Origin of the sequence: Pseudoxanthomonas jiangsuensis (assembly GCF_010093185.1) — a bacterium.
GTDB classification, from domain to species: Bacteria; Pseudomonadota; Gammaproteobacteria; order Xanthomonadales; family Xanthomonadaceae; genus Pseudoxanthomonas; species Pseudoxanthomonas jiangsuensis.
This window is the reverse complement of sequence record NZ_PDWL01000004.1, coordinates 1-20,061: the sequence shown is the minus strand read 5'-3', so window position 1 is coordinate 20,061 and position 20,061 is coordinate 1. Positions and strand designations below refer to the sequence as shown.

Genomic DNA, 20,061 nt, shown 5'->3' with positions numbered 1-20,061 from the left:
GTGGACTGGCAGCTGCTGCGCAACCGCGTGGCCGGCCTGTACGGCAACGACCCGGCGACCATCCTGCCGTTCCCGGGCACCGAGGGCGACCCGGACCTGGGCATCCCCGCCGACCCGAACCTGCTGCCCTACCAGCGCTACGGCCGCTATGGCGACCAGGCCCGCCAGATCGTGTTCCCCAACCAGAGCCTGGGCTCGACCCTCGGCCGCGCCGCCGGCCTGAGCTACGTCAGCGACACCTTCTCGGCGGCGCTGAACGTGCTGCGCGGGTTCGGCAACGTCAAGATCCTGTCCAACCCCTCGGTGCGGGTGCGCAACGGCAGCCCGGCCTACCTGAGCGTGGGCACCAACATCCGCTACGTCACCAAGTCCACCACCAACGTCTCCAGCGGCGGCAACGGCTTCAACACCTCCTCCGACATCCAGACCGACTCGCTGTTCTCCGGGGTGGTGATCGGCGTGGCGCCGATGATCCACGAGAACGGCTCGGTCGAGCTGCTGGTGCATCCGATGCAGACCCAGGTCGACCCGGACAGCCTGGTCCTGCAGCAGTTCCCCAACGGCAACGCGGTCACCCTGCCCAGGATCAACGTCAAGGGCATCACCACCACACTCAACCTCAGGGACGGCGACACGGTGATGCTCGGCGGCCTGATCGACCAGAACAGCAGCACCACCGACAACGGCATCCCCGGCCTGTCCGACGTACCCGGCCTGGGCAAGCTGTTCGGCTCGCGCGGCAAGACCCACAACACCCGCGAACTGGTGCTGGTGCTGCGGGTGAAGGTGATCTGATGAGCCTGGTCTACGACGCGCTGCGCCAGCCGGCGACGGACGCCGCGGTCGTCGCCGCCGGCAGCCTGCCGCCGCAGGCCGCCGCGCCCTGGACCCAGGCCCTGGCCGGCTACCGCCGGCCGGCGCTGTGGCTGCTGTGCGGGATGCTGGTGGCTGGGCCGGTCGGGTTCCTGCTGTCGCGGCCGGCAGCGGATACGGCGGTGGAAACGATCGCCGATGCGGAGGTCGGTGCGGATGCGGACGCTGCGAAGGAAGCCGGGCGCGCGCCGGTGCCGGCGATCCCGGCAACCATCGCGGCGATCGACACGGCCATGCCATCGACGACCGGCAACGCGCTGGAGGTGCCCGCCATCGATGCCGGAGCAGCCTCGGCACCCGTGGCATCGAATCCTGCCGCCACGACTGCAGCCCTGCCGGCGCAGCCCGCGACGGAAGCAGGTACGGCATCTGCGGCCACCGGCATCACGCCCGACATGGCGGTCGCCGGCTTGCCGGCGCCTGCAGCCGAAGGCGGCATCATGGCGCCAGGACCCGGCATCACCGCCGCGGCCGCATCGCCGCAGGTGCCGGTCGCCGCCAGCGCCGCGCCGGCAGCCGCCGCCATTCCCGCCGCCCAGGCGCCGGCGCGCACCGACGTGCAGGTGGTCGCCTCGCAGATCCAGCTTTCCGTGCGCAAGGCCGATGCCAGCACCCGCGCCGCCGCAAGCGAGGAGGCCGACGCCAACGCCGTGCGCGGCGCCATGGCCGAGCTCAACGCCGCGGTCGGCGAACACGACGCCGAGGCCACCGCCGCCGCGATCGCGCGCCTGCAGGCGCTGCTGCCGGCAGAAAGCCTGACCCTGCTGCGCGCCCGCGCCTGGGCCGCGCACGGCCAAGGCGATTATCCCCGCGCCGAACAGCTGTACCGGGCGATCCTGGACCGGGTGCCCGACGACGAACACGCCGGGGTCAACCTGGCCCTGCTCGACGCCCGCCGCGGCGAGATGGCCGAGGCCCGCGCGCGCCTGGACCGGATGGCCGCGCGCAACGCCCGCTCGCCGCAGATCGTGCAGGCGCTGGCCGAACTGGACGCGGCCCGGCGATGAACCCGGCGCTCGCCCGCCACCTGCAGACCCTGGGCCTGGAGCGCGCGCCGTTCCCGCCCACGCCGGACGCGGCCGCGTATTTCCAGACCCCGCAGCTGGAACGCGAGCTGGTCGAGGCCGCGCATGCCCTGCGCACCCGCGCCGGCTTCGTCCTGCTGACCGGCGAGGTCGGCACCGGCAAGAGCACCTTCCTGCGCCGCCTGCTGCATTCGCTGGAAAGCGAGGGCGTGGCGGTGTCGCTGGTGTTCAACACCTTCCTCCAGGGCGCCGACCTGCTGGCCGCGGTCCTGCGCGACTTCGGCCTGGAGCCGCTGGGCAACCCGGCCGCCGACATCGAGCGGCTCAACCGCTTCCTGGTCGAGCGCTGGCAGAAGCAGGCCACCTGCGTGCTGGTGATCGACGACGCCCAGAACCTGACCGTGGAGAGCCTGGAACTGCTGCGCCTGCTCACCGGCCTGGAGACCGGCCAGGAGAAGCTGCTGCAGATCGTGCTGTCCGGGCAGCCGGAACTGCGCGAGGCGCTGGACCAGCCGCGGATCCGCCAGCTCACCAGCCGGATCTGCAAGCACGTGCGCCTGGAGCCCATGGATGCGGCCCAGGTCGGCCGCTACGTCGCCTTCCGCCTGGCCGCCTCGGGCGCCGGCGACGGCATCGTGCTGGAGCCGGACGCGGCCGCCGAGCTGCACCGCGCCAGCGGCGGCAATCCGCGCCGGATCCACCTGGTCATGGACCGCTGCCTGTACGGCCTGTACGCGCAGCCGGCCGGCCGCCGCCGGATCGGCGCAGGCCTGGTCCGCGCCGCGGCCGCCGAGGCCGGGGCGCTGCCCGCACGCCGGCGCAAGCCCCTGCCGCTGGCCGCGGTGGCCTCGATCGGCGTGGTCGCCTGCCTGGTCCTGGCCGGGCTGGCGCTGCGCAGCCCGGATTCGCGTGCCGAGATCGCGGCAGCGACCGCCACGGCGACTCCCGCTTCGGCCAGTACGGGTGCCGCGCCGGCAACGGATGCCATCGCCGCCCACTGGCAGGCCTGCCTGCAGCGCTTCGCCCACGACCAGGCCCACCTGCAGCCGGTCAGCGAGGCCTGGGCGCAGCGCCTGCAAGGGCGCGACGACGTCTGCCTGCGCCGCGAGGGCGACGGCTGGACCGCCGCCTGGCCGGTGACCCTGCGCGCCGAGCACTTCCTCACCGGTGGCCAGGATGCGCGCGTACGCGAAGTGCAGGCCTTGCTGCTCGGCGACGGCCTCTACGACGGCGAGCTCGACGGCCGCTACGGCCCGCGCACCCGCCAGGCGCTGGCCCGCTTCCAGGCCGACCAGGGCCTGCCGGCCACCGGCGCGCCGGACCCGGCCACCCTCTGGCTGCTGGAACTGCGCCTGTCCGCGCCCGCAACCATCTCCGCCTCCTCTCCCACTCCCACGGAATCCACGCACCATGGCCACGGTTGATCCCCGGACCGAACGACCCGCCGCGCCGGCCCCGGCCGGCCGCGAACAGTCGCGGCTGGGCGAACTGCTGCACGAACGCGGCATGCTCGACTCGGCCCAGCTGCTCTACGCCCGGCAGAAGAACCAGGTCGAGCAGAAGAGCTTCGGCCGCCTGCTGATCCAGCACGGCCTGGCCAACGAGTCGGACATCGTCCGCACCCAGGCCGAGCTGCAGGGCGTGGAATACGTCCAGGTCGACACCCTGCCGGTGCCCGACCCGCAGGTGCTGGCGCTGTTCAACCGCGAGCTGTGCCAGCTGCGCCAGTTCCTGCCGCTGCGCCGGACCGAGGACGCGCTGGAGGTCCTGCTGGGCGACGCCGATCCGCCGGCGGTGGCGCAGCTGGTGCTGCAGCGCTGCGGCCTGCGCTGCCGCTTCGTCCAGGGCGAGTACGGCAAGGTCACCCGGCTGATCCGGCACACCTACTACTTCGCCCAGAACCCGGTCGAGAGCCTGCTCGAGCGCGAGATCAAGCGCCTGTCCTCCGACAGCGACCACGCCTACAGCCCCGAGCGCCTGCTCGACTACCTGCTGCACTACGCGGTGCGCGAGCGTACCACCGACATCCACATCGCCCCATCCGAGAACAGCCTGCACGTGCTGTTCCGCGTGGACGGCGTGCTGCGGCCGATGTTCGCCATGCCGCCGACCCTCACCCGCCTGCTGGGCTACATCAAGCTGGCCGCGGAGATGGACATCTCCGAGCAGAGGCGGCCGCAGGACGGCAGCTTCCGCGCCACGGTGCTGGACTCGGCGCTGACGGTGCGCATCTCGACCCTGATCACCGATGCCGGCGAACGCGTGGTCATGCGCCTTTTGCCCGAGCACAGCGACCTGGACGGACTGAAGGAACTGGGCTTCTTCGAGGAGGACGTGAACGCGCTGGAGCGGCTGTTCGCCAAGCCGGCCGGGCTGATCCTGATCACCGGCCCGACCGGTTCGGGCAAGAGCTCTTCGCTGCACGCCGCCCTGCGCATGCAGTCGCTGATCGAGCGCAACGTGCTCACCGTGGAGGACCCGATCGAGTACCGGGTGCCCGGCGCCGGCCAGACCGAGGTCAACCGCCGCGCCGGCTACGAGTTCGGCTCGGCCCTGCGCCACTTCCTGCGCCACGATCCTGACGTGATCCTGCTGGGCGAGATGCGCGACGCCGAGACCGCGCAGGCCGCGCTGGAGGCGGCGGCCACCGGCCACCTGGTGCTGTCGACCCTGCACGTGACCAGCGTGTTCGGCGTGGTCCCGCGCCTGCGCCCGCTGGGGCTGGAGGCGCAGATGATCGCCGACAACCTGCTGGCGGTAGTCAACCAGCGCCTGGTCCGACAGAACTGCCCGTTCTGCAGCGAGGAATCGGCGTTCACCGAGCAGGAGCTGCGCTGGCTGGACCTGCCGCCCGGCACCTGCGGCCGCCGCGGCAAGGGCTGCGAGCGCTGCCGCGGCAGCGGCTACTACGGCCGCCTTCCGGTGTACGACATCATGATGGTCGACGACGCCCTGGCCAACGGCATCGCCGACGACGTCGGCCGCGAGGCCCTGCGCTCACTGGCCCAGAACGCCGGCTTCCGCGGCATCGAACAGGTCGCCCGCAACCGCGTGATCGCCGGCCAGACCACCTCCGAGGAAGTGCTGCGCGTGGTCGGCGTGGGGCCGGCGCCATGAACGTCTACTACTACCGCCTGCTGCTCTCCAGCGGCCGCGTGCGCAGCGGCATCACCCAGCTGTCGGTCGAGCGCGACGCCTCGGCGCGGATGTGGCTGGAGAAGAACTTCGACGCGGTGGTGCTGTCCCTGTACCGCCTGCCCGGCTGGCTGGCCGAGACCCAGCGCTCGATCAGCCACCTGGTCAAGCCCAGCATCCGCCCGGTGGAACTGGCCGGCATGCTCCGCGACCTGGCGGTGATGACCAGCGCCGGCATCCCGGTGCTGGAGGCCCTGCGCGCGGTGGCCAACGAGGTCGGCGCCGGCCGGCCCTCCAACGCCGCTCGCCTGGCCCGGCGCCTGCTGGAGGAGCTGGACGCCGGCGCCTCGCTCAGCGACGCGTTCTCGCGCTACCCGGACGCGTTCCCGGAAACGGTGCGCAACCTGGTGATGATCGGCGACGAGACCGGCACCATGGACCGGATGCTGGGCGAGGCCGCCGACCATATCGAGCGCATCTCCAAGATGACCGCCGACACCCGCCAGGCGCTGATCTATCCGGCGTTCGTGTTCTCGGCGATCTTCGCCGCCGGCGGCTTCTGGATCTACTACGTGATCCCGAACCTGGCCGACCTGTTCAAGCAGATGAACGCCAAGCTGCCGCCGCTGACCATCGCGGTGATGGCCGGCTCGGAATGGCTGATCGCGCACATCGCCTGGATCCTGGCCGGGCTGGTGCTGGCCGTGTTCGTGTTCTGGGTGACCTGGCGCTACAGCCGCAGTTTCCGCCGCGCGATCCACTACACCCTGCACAAGCTGCCGATCGCCAAGACGATCATGTTCTCCTCGGGCCTGGCGTTCTTCACCGAGTACATGTCGCTGCTGATCAAGGCCGGCGTGGACATGGTCAGCAGCCTGCAGGTGATGGAACGGGCGATGCGCGACGAGTACTACCGCGACCGCATCATCGCCATCCGCCAGGTGCTCGAGCGCGGCGACCGGGTGTCCTCGGCGATGCGCCAGGTCGGCGGCTTCCCCTCGATGATGGTGCGCATGATCGGCGTGGGCGAGGAGACCGGCACGCTCGATTCGCAGTTCGCCCGGCTGTCGGCCGAGTACAGCCTGCGCCTGCAGCGGCTGATCACCAACCTGTCGGAAATCATCAAGCCGGTCGTGGTCCTGCTGGCCGGCGGCATGTTCGTGTTCCTGATCGTGGCCCTGCTGCTGCCGGTGTACGACCTGGTCCAGCAGGCCATCACCGGGCCGAAACTATGAGCGAGGGAGATTCCATGGCAGTCCTCCGACCGCGGCGCCGCCAGGGCGGCTTCACCATCCTGGAGATGTCGGTGGTGCTGGTGGTGATCGCGCTGATCATCGGTGCGGTCAGCATCGGCCGCGACGTCTACCGCAGCGCGGTGGCCGAGCGCATCAGCACCGAGTTCGTCCAGGCCTGGATCGTCGCCTACGACCGCTACGTGGCCCAGGTCGGCACGGTGCCCGGCGACTCACTGTCCAATCCCACCGGCCGGATCAAGGGTACCGGCAACGAACTTTGCGACACCACCGGTGCCCAGGAGCTGCGCGACGAGATGCTGGAACACGGCATCTCCCTGCCTTCCGGGCGTGCCGAAGGCATGGAGTCCCGCTACGCCTACCAGGACGCCAATGGCCTGCCGCAGGAGATCCGGGTGTGCTTCCTGACCCTGGTCGACTGGGCCGAGCCGGCCAGCGGCAGCAGCTATACCGGGCGCCCGCGCAACGTGATGCGCCTGGAAGGCCTGACCCCCGAGCTCGCCCGCCAGCTCGACAACCGGATCGATGGCCGGGTGGACGCCCGCTTCGGCCGCCTGCGCGAAGACAGCCAGTACGACGACACCAGCAGCATCGGCAGCCCGCCCTCGCCCAACCCCTGGAGCAAGGACGACCTCGACACCCGCGATGGAAGGCCCGATGGCCAGGTCGAGACGATGACCGCCTATCTCAAGATGAACCAGTAATCCGACTGCACCGCCATGCCCGTCAGCGCAAGGACACCCGCCATGAGCACGCAGCAGCCACCCGCGCGCCCTCTCCGTCGTGCGCGCGCCTGTCCGCCCCGCCAGTCCGGCATCGGCCTGGTCCAGGTGATGCTGATCCTGCTGCTGGTCGCCGCCACGCTTGGGGCCGCCGCCGTCCTGCTGCAGTCCAGGACGGAGCCGACCCAGGCGGTGACCCAGGAGCAGAGCCTGCGCTGGGCCGACGAAGCGATCACCGCGTTCGCGGCGGCGAACTCGCGGCTGCCCTGCCCCGCCCAGGTCGCCAACGGCTACGAAGACTGCGATCCCGACCACGCCAGGGGCTGGCTGCCGTGGCGCAGCCTGGTCGGCGCGACCGGCAACGGACCGCAGGTCGGGCCGATGGCCTACATGGTCTACCGCGGCGATGCAGACAACCATCTCGACCTCGCGGCGACCGGCAATGCCTATCAGCCTGCGGGCCTGGACGGCAACAGCCGCGAGATCGTGGTCACCAAGGGCACCGGCACCGACCCGGACGTCACCCGCGAGTTCGCCGCCATCAACGGCCTGGACCTGTGCCGCACCCTGGCCCTGGCCATCGACGCCAGTCCCGATGCGGACCTGTCCAGCGTGCAGGCGCGAACCGGGTTGCCGGTCAACGTGGCCTACGGGATCGCCGCGGCCGGCCCCCGGGCCGGCTCCGCTTCCAGGCTGGACGACGGCAACGCCACCGGCAACCTGGAGGCGCCCTGGCGCGAATGGAGCTCCGGATACGACGACAGGGTCCGTATCCGCAGCTTCGATGCCGTCGGCCAGATGCTCGGTTGCCGCCAGCTCGCGATCGGCACCGGCAACACCTCCGCCGCGGCCGCGGCTGCGCCCTTCGCTGCCGCCGCGGCGTCGACCGTCGCCGGAACGTCCGGTTACGACGTCTCGCTGGCGGCGATGGACATGCTCGCCGCCGCCGTCACCATGCACGACACGCTGGCCTCCCTGCAGGAAAACAACGTCGGCAACACCAACGCCTCGGTGACCGCGGCCGCCTTCGCCCAGGCGGTATCGATCGCCGCGATCGTGCTCGCGGCCGGCCAGGTCACCGATGCGGTCTCGACCATGGTCACCGCCGCGACCAGCCTGGTCCGCGCCGTCGCCACCTGCATCGCCTCTCTGGGCGCCACCTGCGCCGAGGTGCCGCTGAAGGCCACCGCGCTCGGCCTGTCGATCGGCTCGGTGGCGACCAACGCGGTCGCCCTCGGCCTCAAGGCCGGCGCCCTGATCCCCACGGCGATGGCGCTGGCCGAGACCATCGATGCCCGCGACCGCGCCGCCAAGGCGGCCGAGGAGAAGCCGGCCGACCTGAAGAGCGCGATCGACGAGATGGCCTGCAAGCTGTACGGGATCGATCCTCCCGACCTCGGCTACAACCCCTGCAAGAACGAAAGCAAGGTCAAGATCGGCAGCGACGGTCTGCCGGTGAAGAAACTTGACGCGCAGGGCTATCCGATCCCCAAGCGCGACGCGGACGGCAGGCAGCTGTTCGACACCAACGGCGTGCCGCTGTACGAGTACGAGTACGAGGCCGACAGCGATCCGCCCGGCCTGGACGATAAGCGCGACGATGCCAAGGCCCAGTGGGAGGCGCTCCAGCACCACTCCGCCCTGCTGCTCGACAACCGGATCACCCCTTGGGACAACGACCACATCAAGGACCGGATCCAGCCCGACAGCTACAACCTGGACCAGTCCGGCGGGCGCTACAGGAAGGAAGTGATCGACGTGTTCTGCGACAACGTGGGCGCCAACAACGGCGAGTACGATCTGCAGAGCGGCAGCTGCGTCCATGTCGGCAGCAGCGAGGTCACCTCCCCGGATGGCACCAAAAGCACGGTCAAGAACGGTGCGTATGACCGGCGCGAGGAGAAGCGCTACGAGTTCGATTGGGACAAGGCCATCGCCGAGGCCATCGTCAAGCGCACGCTCGCCGAACAATGGGCCAAGGGCAGCCTCCGCGTGGGAGAGATCGACCGCGAGATCGAGGAGCTGCAGGACAACTGGGACCAGTGGTTCGTCGGCACCAGCCAGGTCGAGGCGATCCTGACCGGCATGAAGAAGGAGCGCGACGAGCACTGCGCGCTGCCGCAAGGCGACCAGATCAACAAGCAGAAGTGCGACAACGCGAAAGAAGGCGTCACCTACGTCGAGACCTGCATCCGCTCCGATGGCATCGACCAGGCCACGGGCAACAAGATCATGGTCGAAGACACCCGGCCGGAAGCCTCCTGCAAGCCGCGCATGGCCGAGAAGCTGGCGGCGACCAAGGCCGAGAAGCAGGCCAGCGTCGATGCCCGCGACGGAGCGGCCACCGCCTATGGGAGCGCGCCGGCGCCGATCATGCGCTACCCGTCGGCCTGGTTCCACCAGGCGATCGAGATCATCGAGGACGCCGACGGCAACCCGATCCGCTACGACTGGCTGACCTCCACCCGCAAGGAGCCCTACCTGTACTGGAACGCGGCGTTGGATCCGCCTGCCTACGAGAACCGCGAACGGACCCTGCCCTACTACGCACCGGAACCCTACAACGGCTTCGGCGCGCCTCCGCTGCTGGTGACCTCCAGCCTGGAGATCTACAACAAGGAGCTCTGCCAGTTCTTCAACGGCACCTGGAACCTGGGCTGGGGCGATGCCTACCGCCATGGCATCTACTGCCAGCGCTATCCGTACAGCCGCGCCTACGAGGACTGGATCCGCGCCCAGGAGGCCACCGACGCCGCCAAGAAGACCTACGACGACCTGCGCAGAGAGTTCGACAACCTGGAACGGGAGTACAACGCGCTGCGCAATACCGCGCTGGCGGGTCCGGACGGCGCGGTCACCAGTCCCGTCAGCTTCGGCGCCGAGGCGGCGCTGGAGCGCGCGGATGCGCGTGGCTCGGTCGGCCCGCGGCCCGTCGAGGCGACCACGCCATGAGCCGCGTCCCCGCGTTCGCCGGGCGGCCGCACGGCTGGTCGCTGGTCGAGCTGGCCGTCGGCCTGGTCATCGCCGCGCTGCTGACGGTGCTGCTGGTCACCCTGCTGCCGCTGGGCAGCAGGATCCTCGACCGCGAACACCAGGAGCGGGAACTGGCCCAGGCCGAGGAAGCCCTGCTGGGCTACGCCCGCGCGCATTCGCAGCTGCCCGCCGCCGACGGCGACGGCGACGGCAAGGCCGACGGTAGCGCGGAAGGATGGTTGCCGGTCCACGACCTGGCGCTGTCCTCGCGCATGCGCATCCGCTACCAGGTGCAGCCGCACCTGCTGCTGGCGCCGACCGACCTGTTCCGGCCACTGCTCTCGCCCGACTACGACGTCCAGACCGCGGGCACCGTCAATGGCCTGGATTTCTGCATGCGCCTGCTGCTGGACCAGCGCAGCGGCACGCCCATGGCGGGACTGGGGATGCCGGTGGCCTACTACCTGGCCCATTCCGGCGGCAGCGGCCAGGACCGCGCCGACGCCGATGCGGCCTGGAACGCTACGGTCCAGGCCCTTCCCGGCAGTGCCACGACGGAGACGGTGGCGCTGGCCGCCGCGGGTCCCGGCGAATTCGCCGCGCGCCTGGCCTGTCCCGACCGGCTGGCCCGCGCCCAGGGCAACGCGCAGAGCGCGCTGGCCGGATACAGCGCCAAGCGCATGTCCGATTTCAACCTGAAGTTCCGCCGGTTCGACGTCAAGGTCGCCGAACTGACCCTGGACCAGGCCAGGACCGGCATGGCGTTCGCCGCGGTGGCGCTGGCGATGGCGATCGCCGACGAGGCCATCGCCATCACCCTGACGGCGGCGGGATGGCCGCCCGAGGGCCTGGCCATCGCCATCGGCATCGGCGAGCACGTCGTCGCCCTGGCCTCCATCGGTTTTGCCGCCTACCAGGTCAAGCTCGCCGACGACGACCTGAAAAGCGCCGAACAGGGCATCACCGACGCCAACGACAACCTGGACCGGGCCGAGACCTCGCAATCCAGGGTGGAAGCCCTTTACACCAGCGCAAGCCTCAACGCGATCAGGCTGGACAAGGCGGGAGTGGAGCAATGACGATGCCAGGCGACACGCGCCAGCAAGACGCCGGGCCCCACGCCCGGCGCCAGGGCGGATTCTCCCTGCTCGAGCTCACCGTGGCCCTGGTGATCCTGGGCATCATCGGGGTCCTGCTGGTGCGCTGGATCCAGCTCCAGTCCAGCGAGCGGGAACAGGTCGTGCAGCGCGACCTGCTGCAGCGCGCCGACGATGCAGTGATGGGCTTCGCCGCGATCCAGTCGCGCCTGCCCTGCCCCGACGCCGATGCCGACGGCCGCGAGGACTGCGCCGGTACGCTGGCGGTGGGCAGCCTGCCCTACGTCACCCTCGGCCTGCCCGACCGGCGCGCCACCGCGATCCGCTACGGCGTGCTGCGGCGGACCGGCACCCTCACCGTGCCGGAGTGGGACGACAAGACCTCCAGCAAGGCCGTGGATGCGGATCTGGCCCACATCGTCGACCGCGCCCAGACCCTGCAGGTGATCGCCAACTCCAAGGACATCCGGGCCGCGGCCCGGGTGCAGTCCTACGACAACTGCGACCGCCTGTCCGCCGATGCGCCCACCTGCGACGACCTGCCGCAGCTGCGCGACAACGGCCTGGACTTCTGCGAGGCGATCCGCGACGCCTCGCTGCTGCCGGCCAGCAGCGGCTTCCTGCACACGCTGCAGGAGGATGCGCCGACGGCGATGGCGGGCAACGTCGCCTATGCCCTGGCCATGACCGATCGCCTGGCGCCCTCCCCGCAGCACGTCGGCGGCTCGCTGGCGTTCCATTCGCCGCGCCGCCCCTCGGCCGGGGACTACCACGACAAGGTCCGCGCCGTCGGCCTGGACCAGCTCTGGACCCGGCTGCGCTGCGGCGAGAGCTACGGCGCAGCCATCTACGCCCATGCCAACGTGGCGGTGGCCGCGCGCCTGGCCACTCCGGCCATGCACGACTACCAGGAGCAGCTGGCGATCATGTACGACCTGGCCGTGGCCAACGACCTCAGCGCCGATGCGGGCCTGGTCGCCGCCGCCGCGCAGATCACCAGCGCCACCGCCGGCGTGCTCGACACCATCGGCGAGACCTTCGAGACCTACGGCGCCTGGAACTGGCGCGTGGCGGTGGCCACGGTCGGCATCGGCTCGGCGGTCGGCGGCATGGTCGCCGCCGGGGTCATGAAGGCCTATGCCACCACCTACAAGAACCGCTCCAGGGACCTGCTGCAGGAGTTCTCCACCACCGACAACTATCCGAGCCTGGCCGGAGTGCTGGAAGAAGCCGTCACCACCGAGGCCCGTCGCGCGGACATGCTCGGCCTGTTCCCCGACGCGGCCGTACGCGACAGCGCGGTCCGCTTCGACCCCGGCGCGGCGACCGCCACTCCATGAGTGGCAGCGCTCGACCGGGGGCGACCCCGTCCGGGACCGGAGCCGGACCGGGTGACCGGTCCTACATCCCCAGCGCCAGCACCGGCCGCGCCGCCATCCGCTCCATCCCGCCGCGCCAGGACGCCACCGCCTGGCGCCTGCCGGCGGTGCGGATGCTCTCGGCCAGCTCGGCGGTCTCGCGCGAGGGCGCCTCGCCCAGGTCCGCCTTCAGGCGGTGGACCAGCTGTTGGTAGGCGGCCAGGGCCATGCCCGGCTCGCCGGCCTGCGCGTGCAGGCGCATCAGCGCGCGCTGGTGCAATTCGTTCCACGGGTCCTGGGCGACCAGGCGCCGGGCCAGGACCAGGGCCAGGCGGCGTTCGCCGCGGGCCGTGGCGGCGTCGCGCAGCTGGGCCATGCCCGCGGCCACCCGCCGGGCGGCCCATTCGCGGGTGCAGGCCAGCCAGTCGGAGAACGCGGCGCATGCGTCCAGCGACAGGCCTTCCAGCAGCTCGCCGGCATCGGCCAGCCAGCCTTGGGCATCCCCCGGTCCGCCCCCTGCGTTCGCGCCGGCGCCCGCGTCGAGCAGGTCGACGTCGAACAGCCCGGTCGAGGCGACCGGGCACAGCCGCACCGATTCGCGGTCGATCAGGAGCACGCCCTCGCCCACGGCGATCCCCATCGCGCGGTTGAGGTCGGACAGCACCTGGCGCAGGTTGGTCAGCGCCGCGGTCTCGCCCAGCTCCGGCCAGAACATGGCGGCCAGCCGCGCGCGCGGATGCCTTTGCCGCTCCACCGCCAGGTAGGCCAGCAGCGCCCAGCCCTTGCGGTACTGGAGCGTGGCCTCGCGGGTGCCGGCCCCCAGCCGGCGCGCCCCGAGCAGGCGGATGGGCGGCACCGGCGCGGCGGTGGCGTGGGCAAGAATCGAACGCTGCATGGCTTCCCCCTGGAGTGACGGACCGGGGGAAGCGCCATCCGCATCCCCCATAGGGGATACCGGGAAAAGCATCGGAAACCCATCACGCGGTTTTCACCAGGTGGGATCAGCCGTCCAGCAAGGCCCGGTCGCGGACCGCGCCCTTGTCGGCGCTGGTCGCCAGCAGGGCGTAGGCCTTGAGCGCGGTGCTGACCTTGCGCGGGCGCGGCTGCGCCGGCTTCCAGCCCCTGGCGTCCTGTTCGGCGCGGCGCGCGGCCAGCTCGGCCTCGGGGACCAGCAGGTCGATGGTCCGGGCCGGGATGTCGATCCGGATGCGGTCGCCGTCGCGGACCAGGCCGATCGCGCCACCGGCCGCGGCCTCGGGCGAGGCATGGCCGATCGACAGGCCCGAGGTGCCGCCGGAGAAGCGGCCGTCGGTCAGCAGGGCGCACTGCTTGCCCAGGCCCTTGGACTTCAGGTAGCTGGTCGGGTACAGCATCTCCTGCATGCCCGGGCCGCCCTTGGGGCCTTCGTAGCGGATCACCACCACGTCGCCGGCCACCACCTCGTCGCCGAGGATGCCCTTCACCGCCGCATCCTGGCTCTCGTAGACCCGGGCGTTGCCCTCGAACACGTGGATCGACTCGTCCACGCCGGCGGTCTTCACCACGCAGCCGTCCAGGGCGATGTTGCCGTGGAGCACGGCCAGGCCGCCCTCCCGGGAGAAGGCGTGGTCCATGTCGCGGATGCAGCCCTCGGCGCGGTCGACGTCCAGGCTCGGCCAGCGGGTGGCCTGGCTGAAGGCGACCTGGGTCGGGATTCCCGCCGGGCCGGCCTTGAAGAAGGTGTGCACCGCCTCGTCGGCGGTGGCGGTGACATCCCACTTGGCCAAGGCGTCGCCCAGGGTCTTCTCGTGCACCGTGGACACCGAGGTGTCGAGCAGGCCGCCGCGCGCGAGCTCGGACAGGATCGCCATGATCCCGCCGGCGCGGTGCACGTCCTCGATGTGGTACTTCTGTGTGTTGGGCGCGACCTTGCACAGCTGCGGTACGCGCTTGGACAGGCGGTCGATGTCGCGCATGCCGAACGGCACTTCGGCCTCCTGCGCGGCGGCGAGCAGGTGCAGGATGGTGTTGGTCGAGCCGCCCATCGCGATGTCCAGGGTCATCGCGTTCTCGAACGCGGCGAAGGTGGCGATGCCGCGCGGCAGCGCGCTGGCGTCCTCGGCCCCGTACCAGCGGTGGCACAGCTCCACCGCGGTCACCCCGGCCTTCTTGAACAGTGCCTCGCGGTCGGCATGGGTGGCCAGCACCGTGCCGTTGCCCGGCAGGGACAGGCCCAGGGCCTCGGTCAGGCAGTTCATCGAGTTGGCGGTGAACATGCCGCTGCACGAACCGCAGGTCGGGCAGGCGCTGCGCTCCACCGCGGCGACCTGCTCGTCGCTGGCGCTGGGGTCGGCGGCCATCACCATGGCGTCGATCAGGTCCAGCTTGTGGTCCGCAAGACGGGTCTTGCCCGCCTCCATCGGCCCGCCGGAGACGAACACGGTCGGGATGTTCAGCCGCAGGGCGGCCATCAGCATCCCCGGGGTGATCTTGTCGCAGTTGGAGATGCACACCAGCGCGTCGGCGCAGTGGGCGTTGGCCATGTACTCGACCGCGTCGGCGATCAGCTCGCGGCTGGGCAGCGAATACAGCATGCCGTCGTGGCCCATGGCGATGCCGTCGTCCACCGCGATCGTGTTGAACTCCTTGGCCACGCCGCCGACGCGCTCGATCTCGCGCGCCACCAGCTGGCCGAGGTCCTTGAGGTGCACGTGGCCGGGCACGAACTGGGTGAAGGAATTGGCGATGGCGACGATCGGCTTGTGGAAGTCGTCGTCCTTCATGCCGGTGGCGCGCCACAGGGCGCGGGCGCCGGCCATGTTGCGGCCGTGGGTGGAGGTCTTGGAGCGGTATTCGGGCATGGTCGGAGGCCGCTGGCGCGAGGCTGGCGTGGGCAGATGCGGGGGACGACGGCCCATGTTGCGCGCGGGCCGCGGGAAGGCACGGATTGTGCTGCGTTTTCACCGTTGCAGGTGCAACAGTAGAGCGCGCGCGGGCCGTGCTTGACAAGCCGTTAACGGGCGTGCTTCCCTACGGGCCATGTTGCATCGCCACACGCCCCCGATGACCTCCGCCGACGCGCCGCATGGCGTGGCGCCGGTCCTTGTCGTCGTCCTTATTACCTCGCCAACAGGTGCGGGACGAACCGGCGCGTAAGCAGAAACAAACGCCAGATTCGCAAAACCCCGCACCGAAAGGCGCGGGGTTTTTTGTTGGCCGCGATCGCCGCAGACGCTAACAGCAGAAACGATCGGTTTACGGCACATTCCACCCCCTTCCATCGCACCACCCACTCCAACGCAACCGCACAGGACCGCCCTCATGACCAGCAGCACCTCCCTCCCCGCGCTTATCAAGAGCGTCGCGATCGTCGGCTACGGCAGCCAGGGCCGCGCGCACGCGCTGAACCTGCGCGACTCCGGCTTCGACGTGACCATCGGCCTGCGTCCGGGCGGTCCGACCGAGGCCAAGGCCCAGGCCGACGGCTTCGTGGTCAAGGCCCCGGCCGAGGCGGTCAAGGACGCCGACCTGGTCGCGATCCTGACCCCGGACATGGTCCAGAAGAAGGTCTACGAGGAGGCCGTCGGCCCGAACATGAAGCCCGGCGCCTGCCTGCTGTTCGCCCACGGCCTGAACGTGCACTTCGACATGATCAAGCCGCGCGAGGATCTGGACGTGGTCCTGGTCGCGCCCAAGGGCCCGGGCGCCCTGGTCCGCCGCGAGTACGAGATCGGCCGCGGCGTGCCCTGCATCTACGCCGTCTACCAGGACAAGTCCGGCAAGGCCGAGCAGCTGGCCCTGGAGTACGCCGGCGGCCTGGGCGGCGCCCGCGCCAACATCATCAAGACCACCTTCAAGGAAGAGACCGAGACCGACCTGTTCGGCGAGCAGGCCGTGCTGTGCGGCGGCGCCTCCTCGCTGGTCCAGGCCGGCTTCGAGACCCTGGTCGAGGCCGGCTACCAGCCGGAGATCGCCTACTACGAGGTCCTGCACGAGCTGAAGCTGATCGTCGACCTGTTCTACGAAGGCGGCATCACCCGCATGCTGGAGTTCATCTCCGAGACCGCCCAGTACGGCGACTTCGTCAGCGGCCCGCGGGTCATCGACGCCTCGGTCAAGGCGCGGATGAAGGACGTGCTGACCGACATCCAGAACGGCACATTCACCCGCAACTGGCAGGCCGAGTACGACGCCGGCCTGCCGAACTACAAGAAGTTCCAGCAGGCCGACAAGGACCACCCGATCGAGCAGGTCGGCAAGCAGCTGCGCGCCAAGATGGTGTGGCTGCAGGCCAACGCGTCCCAGCCCGACACCGACGACAAGACCGCCGCCGCATGAACGCCAAATCCCCGACAGCGACGCCGGCCGGGCTGCGCAATGGCGCGGCCTGGGTCGCGCACGCGCTGGAGGCCGAGGGTGTGGACACCATCTTCGGCTACCCGGGCGGCGCGATCATGCCGTTCTACGACGCCCTGGTGGACTCGAACCTGCGCCACATCCTGGTCCGCCACGAACAGGGCGCGGCCCTGGCCGCCAACGGCTACGCCCGCGCCAGCGGCAAGGTCGGCGTCTGCGTGGCCACCTCCGGGCCGGGCGCGTCCAACCTGGTGACCGGCATCGCCGACGCCCTGCTGGACTCGGTGCCGATGGTCTGCATCACCGGCCAGGTCGCCACCGCGCTGTTGGGGACCGACGCGTTCCAGGAACTGGACGTGTTCGGCATGACCATGCCGATCGTCAAGCACAGCTTCCTGGTGCGCAGCGTGGACGAACTGCCGAACGTGCTGGCCGAGGCCTTCCGCCTGGCCCGCGAGGGCCGACCCGGGCCGGTCCTGATCGACCTGCCCAAGGACGTGCAGGTCGGCCCGGCCGCGCACCTGCCGGCGCACGCGCCGGCCGAGGTCGAGCCCACCCCGGCTCCGGCCGACGCGGCCCTGGCCGAGGCCATCGCCGCCATTGCCGCGGCCGAGAAGCCGGTGGTCTACGGCGGCGGCGGGATCGGCATCGGCGAGGCGGTGGAGGATTTTCGCCGCTTCGTCGAGGCCACCGCGATCCCGACCGTGCTGACCCTGCGCGGCCTGGGCGCCCTGCCCGGCCACCACCCGCAGTTCCTGGGCATGCTGGGCATGCACGGCACCCGCGCGGCGAACATCGCGGTGCAGGAGTCCGACCTGCTGATCGTGGTCGGCGCCCGCTTCGACGACCGCGCCACCGGCAAGCTGGCCGAGTTCGCGCCGTTCGCCCGGGTGATCCACCTGGACGCCGACGCCTACGAGATCTCCAAGCTGCGCGGTGCCGACATCGCCCTGCCGGGCGACCTGGGCGCCGGCCTGCGCGCGCTGGCGGCTGCGCGCAGCGACTGCGACGGCTGGCGCCAGCGCTGCGCCAAGAACCGCGAGAAGCACGCCGCCCGCTACGACGCTCCCGGCCAGGACATCTACGCCCCGGCCCTGCTCAAGCGCCTGAGCGAGCTGTCGCCCGACGCGGTGATCACCGCCGACGTCGGCCAGCACCAGATGTGGGTGGCCCAGCACTGCCGCTTCAGCCATCCGCGCAACCACCTGACCTCCGGCGCCCTGGGCACCATGGGCTTCGGCCTGCCGGCGGCGATGGGCGCCCAGTTCGCCTGCCCGGACCGGCCGGTGGTGCTGGTCAACGGCGACGGCGGCTTCATGATGAACGTGCAGGAGCTGGTGACCATCGCCCGCTGCAAGCTGCCAGTGAAGATGATCCTGCTGGACAACAGCGCGCTGGGCATGGTCCGGCAGTGGCAGGAGCTGTTCTTCGACAAGCGCTACAGCGAGATCGACCTGTCCGACAACCCGGACTTCGCCGCCTTGGCCCAGGTCTGCGGCATCCCCGCGACCCGGATCGAGCAGCGCGCGCAGGTCGAGGACGCCCTGGTCGAGCTGCTGGCCTCGCCCGGCCCGGCCCTGCTGCACGTGAAGATCGACGCCCGCGCCAACGTCTGGCCTTTGGTGCCGCCGAACACGGCCAACAGCCACATGCTCGAGTCCAATCCCAACGAACCGAAGGCGGAGTCCGCGCATGCGCTACCGGCTTGACCTGGTGCTGAAGCCCGTGGAGGGCGCACTGGTGCGCGTGATCGGCATGACCGAGCGCCGCGGCTTCGCGCCGCGCGCGATCAGCGGCGGCGCCGGCGACGGCGACGGCCGCTGGAAGCTGCAGCTGGTGGTCGATGGCGGCCGCCCGGCCGAGACCCTCAAGCGCCAGCTGCAGAAGGTCTACGACTGCGAGTCGGTCGAGATCGTGCCCTTGGACGACACTCCGCTGGAGGCGGCGTGATGGACCCGCGCACCGCCGCCGCTGCCACCGTTGCCGCCGCCTCGGCGCAGGCGACGGTGCGGAGGTGCCTTCTTCGCCATCGCCCGCAGGCCCGCCGCGATGCCTGATTCGGGCCGCGCCAGCGCCCAGGAGCCGGACGTCGGCGACGTCGGGCGCGCGGTCGAGGTCGCCGACGTGCTGGCCGCGCAGTCGCGGCTGCGCCGCTACCTGCCGGTGACGCCGATGCATTTCGCCGAGCGCTTCGGGGTGATGCTGAAGCTGGAGAATTTGCAGCGCACCGGTTCCTACAAGGTCCGCGGCGCGCTCAACGCGATGCTGGCCGCGCAGGAGCGCGGCGACCGCCGCCCGGTGATCTGCGCCTCGGCCGGCAACCACGCCCAGGGCGTGGCCTGGGCCGCCTACCGCCTGGGCGTGCAGGCGATCACGGTGATGCCGCACGGCGCGCCGGAGACCAAGATCGCCGGGGTCGCCCACTGGGGCGCCACCGTGCGCCAGCACGGCGACAGCTACGACGAGGCCTACGCCTTCGCCCGCCAGCTGGCCGAGCAGAACGACTACCGCTTCCTCTCCGCGTTCGACGACCCGGACGTGATCGCCGGCCAGGGCACCATCGGCATGGAGATCGCCCCGTACGCGCCGGACGTGGTGATCGTCCCGATCGGCGGCGGGGGCCTGGCCTCGGGCGTGGCCCTGGCGCTGTCGACCCTGTCCGGCAGCCAGGGCTTCGGCGGCCAGCGCGTGCGCGTGGTCGGCGCCCAGGTCGAGGGCGTGGACTCCATGGCGCGCGCGATCAAGGGCGACGTCCGCGAGATCGCCCCGGCCAGCTCGCTGGCCGACGGCGTGCGGGTCAAGGTGCCGGGCTTCATCACCCGCCGCCTGTGCGCGCGCCTGCTCGACGACGTGGTCATCGTGCGCGAGGCCGAGCTGCGCGAGACCCTGGTGCGGCTGGCGCTGGAGGAGAACCTGATCGCCGAGGGCGCCGGCGCCCTGGCCCTGGCCGCCGGCCGCCGGGTGGCCGGCAAGCGCAAGTGCGCGGTGGTCTCCGGCGGGAACATCGACGCCGCCACCCTGGCCACCCTGCTCTCGGAGGTGCGGCCGCGGCCGCCGCGCAAACCGCGCCGGCGCACGGACGGGGCGGCCAGCGCGGCCGACCCGGCCGCCGCCGGCTCCGGCGATGCTGCAGCGCGCAAGAGCCCACCCGTGGCAAAGCGCCGCCCAACCGCTAACCTGTCCCCCTCACCCACCATTTCCGTCCCAATGGCGCCGACCGCGCCGCAGCCCGTCAGCGAAGAGGAGTTCACCTGGTGAACGCGCCCCAGTCCCAAGCCCCCACCCAGGTC

Annotated in this window: 15 protein-coding genes; 13 read left to right on the top strand and 2 right to left on the bottom strand. The window is 71.1% G+C overall.

Annotation, left to right across the window (positions count from 1 at the left end; genetic code table 11):
- Genes CSC62_RS17820 through CSC62_RS03605 form a run of 9 tightly spaced genes read left to right on the top strand, consistent with a single transcriptional unit; the run spans window position 1 to window position 12,418 of the window.
- Window positions 1–795 carry a hypothetical protein gene (locus CSC62_RS17820; RefSeq protein WP_211368922.1) on the top strand — a complete coding sequence of 265 codons (795 nt, stop codon included), beginning with the start codon at window positions 1–3 and terminating at the stop codon, window positions 793–795.
- A complete protein-coding gene (locus CSC62_RS03645; protein WP_162404815.1) occupies window positions 795–1,880 on the top strand; it encodes a tetratricopeptide repeat protein in 1,086 nt (361 codons plus the stop codon). Before CSC62_RS17820 ends, CSC62_RS03645 begins: the two co-directional genes overlap by 1 nt.
- Window positions 1,877–3,322 (top strand): ExeA family protein, encoded by a 1,446-nt coding sequence (locus CSC62_RS17815; RefSeq protein WP_211368921.1) that lies wholly within the window; start codon window positions 1,877–1,879, stop codon window positions 3,320–3,322. The genes CSC62_RS03645 and CSC62_RS17815 overlap by 4 nt, the downstream gene beginning before the upstream one ends.
- Window positions 3,309–5,015 carry a GspE/PulE family protein gene (locus tag CSC62_RS03630; RefSeq protein ID WP_211368920.1) on the top strand — a complete coding sequence of 569 codons (1,707 nt, stop codon included), beginning with the start codon at window positions 3,309–3,311 and terminating at the stop codon, window positions 5,013–5,015. The genes CSC62_RS17815 and CSC62_RS03630 overlap by 14 nt, the downstream gene beginning before the upstream one ends.
- Complete coding sequence (locus CSC62_RS03625; protein ID WP_162404814.1) at window positions 5,012–6,268, top strand: type II secretion system F family protein; 1,257 nt, start codon at window positions 5,012–5,014, stop codon at window positions 6,266–6,268. The genes CSC62_RS03630 and CSC62_RS03625 overlap by 4 nt, the downstream gene beginning before the upstream one ends.
- A 14-nt stretch (window positions 6,269–6,282) precedes the next feature.
- Window positions 6,283–6,990, top strand: a complete 708-nt coding sequence (locus CSC62_RS03620; RefSeq protein ID WP_162404813.1) for a type II secretion system protein — start codon at window positions 6,283–6,285, stop codon at window positions 6,988–6,990.
- A gap of 42 nt (window positions 6,991–7,032) precedes the next feature.
- A complete protein-coding gene (locus CSC62_RS03615; protein WP_162404812.1) occupies window positions 7,033–9,960 on the top strand; it encodes a hypothetical protein in 2,928 nt (975 codons plus the stop codon).
- Window positions 9,957–11,060: a hypothetical protein gene (locus CSC62_RS03610; protein ID WP_162404811.1), complete on the top strand. Its 1,104-nt coding sequence runs from the start codon at window positions 9,957–9,959 to the stop codon at window positions 11,058–11,060. The genes CSC62_RS03615 and CSC62_RS03610 overlap by 4 nt, the downstream gene beginning before the upstream one ends.
- Window positions 11,057–12,418 carry a type II secretion system protein gene (locus CSC62_RS03605; protein ID WP_162404810.1) on the top strand — a complete coding sequence of 454 codons (1,362 nt, stop codon included), beginning with the start codon at window positions 11,057–11,059 and terminating at the stop codon, window positions 12,416–12,418. Before CSC62_RS03610 ends, CSC62_RS03605 begins: the two co-directional genes overlap by 4 nt.
- Before the next feature lie 61 nt (window positions 12,419–12,479).
- Here the strand turns inward: CSC62_RS03605 and CSC62_RS03600 are convergent, their stop codons facing one another.
- Both CSC62_RS03600 and ilvD read right to left on the bottom strand, forming a co-directional pair.
- Window positions 12,480–13,331, bottom strand: coding sequence for an AfsR/SARP family transcriptional regulator (locus tag CSC62_RS03600; RefSeq protein ID WP_162404809.1), 852 nt, complete (start codon window positions 13,329–13,331; stop codon window positions 12,480–12,482).
- A gap of 106 nt (window positions 13,332–13,437) precedes the next feature.
- Window positions 13,438–15,276: a dihydroxy-acid dehydratase gene (ilvD, locus tag CSC62_RS03595; RefSeq protein WP_162404808.1), complete on the bottom strand. Its 1,839-nt coding sequence runs from the start codon at window positions 15,274–15,276 to the stop codon at window positions 13,438–13,440.
- 460 nt (window positions 15,277–15,736) lie between these two features.
- On the opposite strand from ilvD, the gene ilvC reads away from it, so the two are divergent.
- The 4 genes from ilvC (at window position 15,737) to CSC62_RS03575 (ending at window position 20,029) form a co-directional block, all read left to right on the top strand.
- Window positions 15,737–16,753, top strand: a complete 1,017-nt coding sequence (gene ilvC / locus CSC62_RS03590; protein WP_162404807.1) for a ketol-acid reductoisomerase — start codon at window positions 15,737–15,739, stop codon at window positions 16,751–16,753.
- Complete coding sequence (gene ilvG / locus CSC62_RS03585; protein WP_162404806.1) at window positions 16,750–18,480, top strand: acetolactate synthase 2 catalytic subunit; 1,731 nt, start codon at window positions 16,750–16,752, stop codon at window positions 18,478–18,480. Before ilvC ends, ilvG begins: the two co-directional genes overlap by 4 nt.
- Window positions 18,464–18,721: an ACT domain-containing protein gene (locus CSC62_RS03580; protein ID WP_162404805.1), complete on the top strand. Its 258-nt coding sequence runs from the start codon at window positions 18,464–18,466 to the stop codon at window positions 18,719–18,721. Before ilvG ends, CSC62_RS03580 begins: the two co-directional genes overlap by 17 nt.
- 99 nt (window positions 18,722–18,820) lie before the next feature.
- Window positions 18,821–20,029, top strand: a complete 1,209-nt coding sequence (locus CSC62_RS03575) for a threonine dehydratase (protein WP_162404804.1) — start codon at window positions 18,821–18,823, stop codon at window positions 20,027–20,029.
- Window positions 20,030–20,061: the final 32 nt, after the last annotated feature.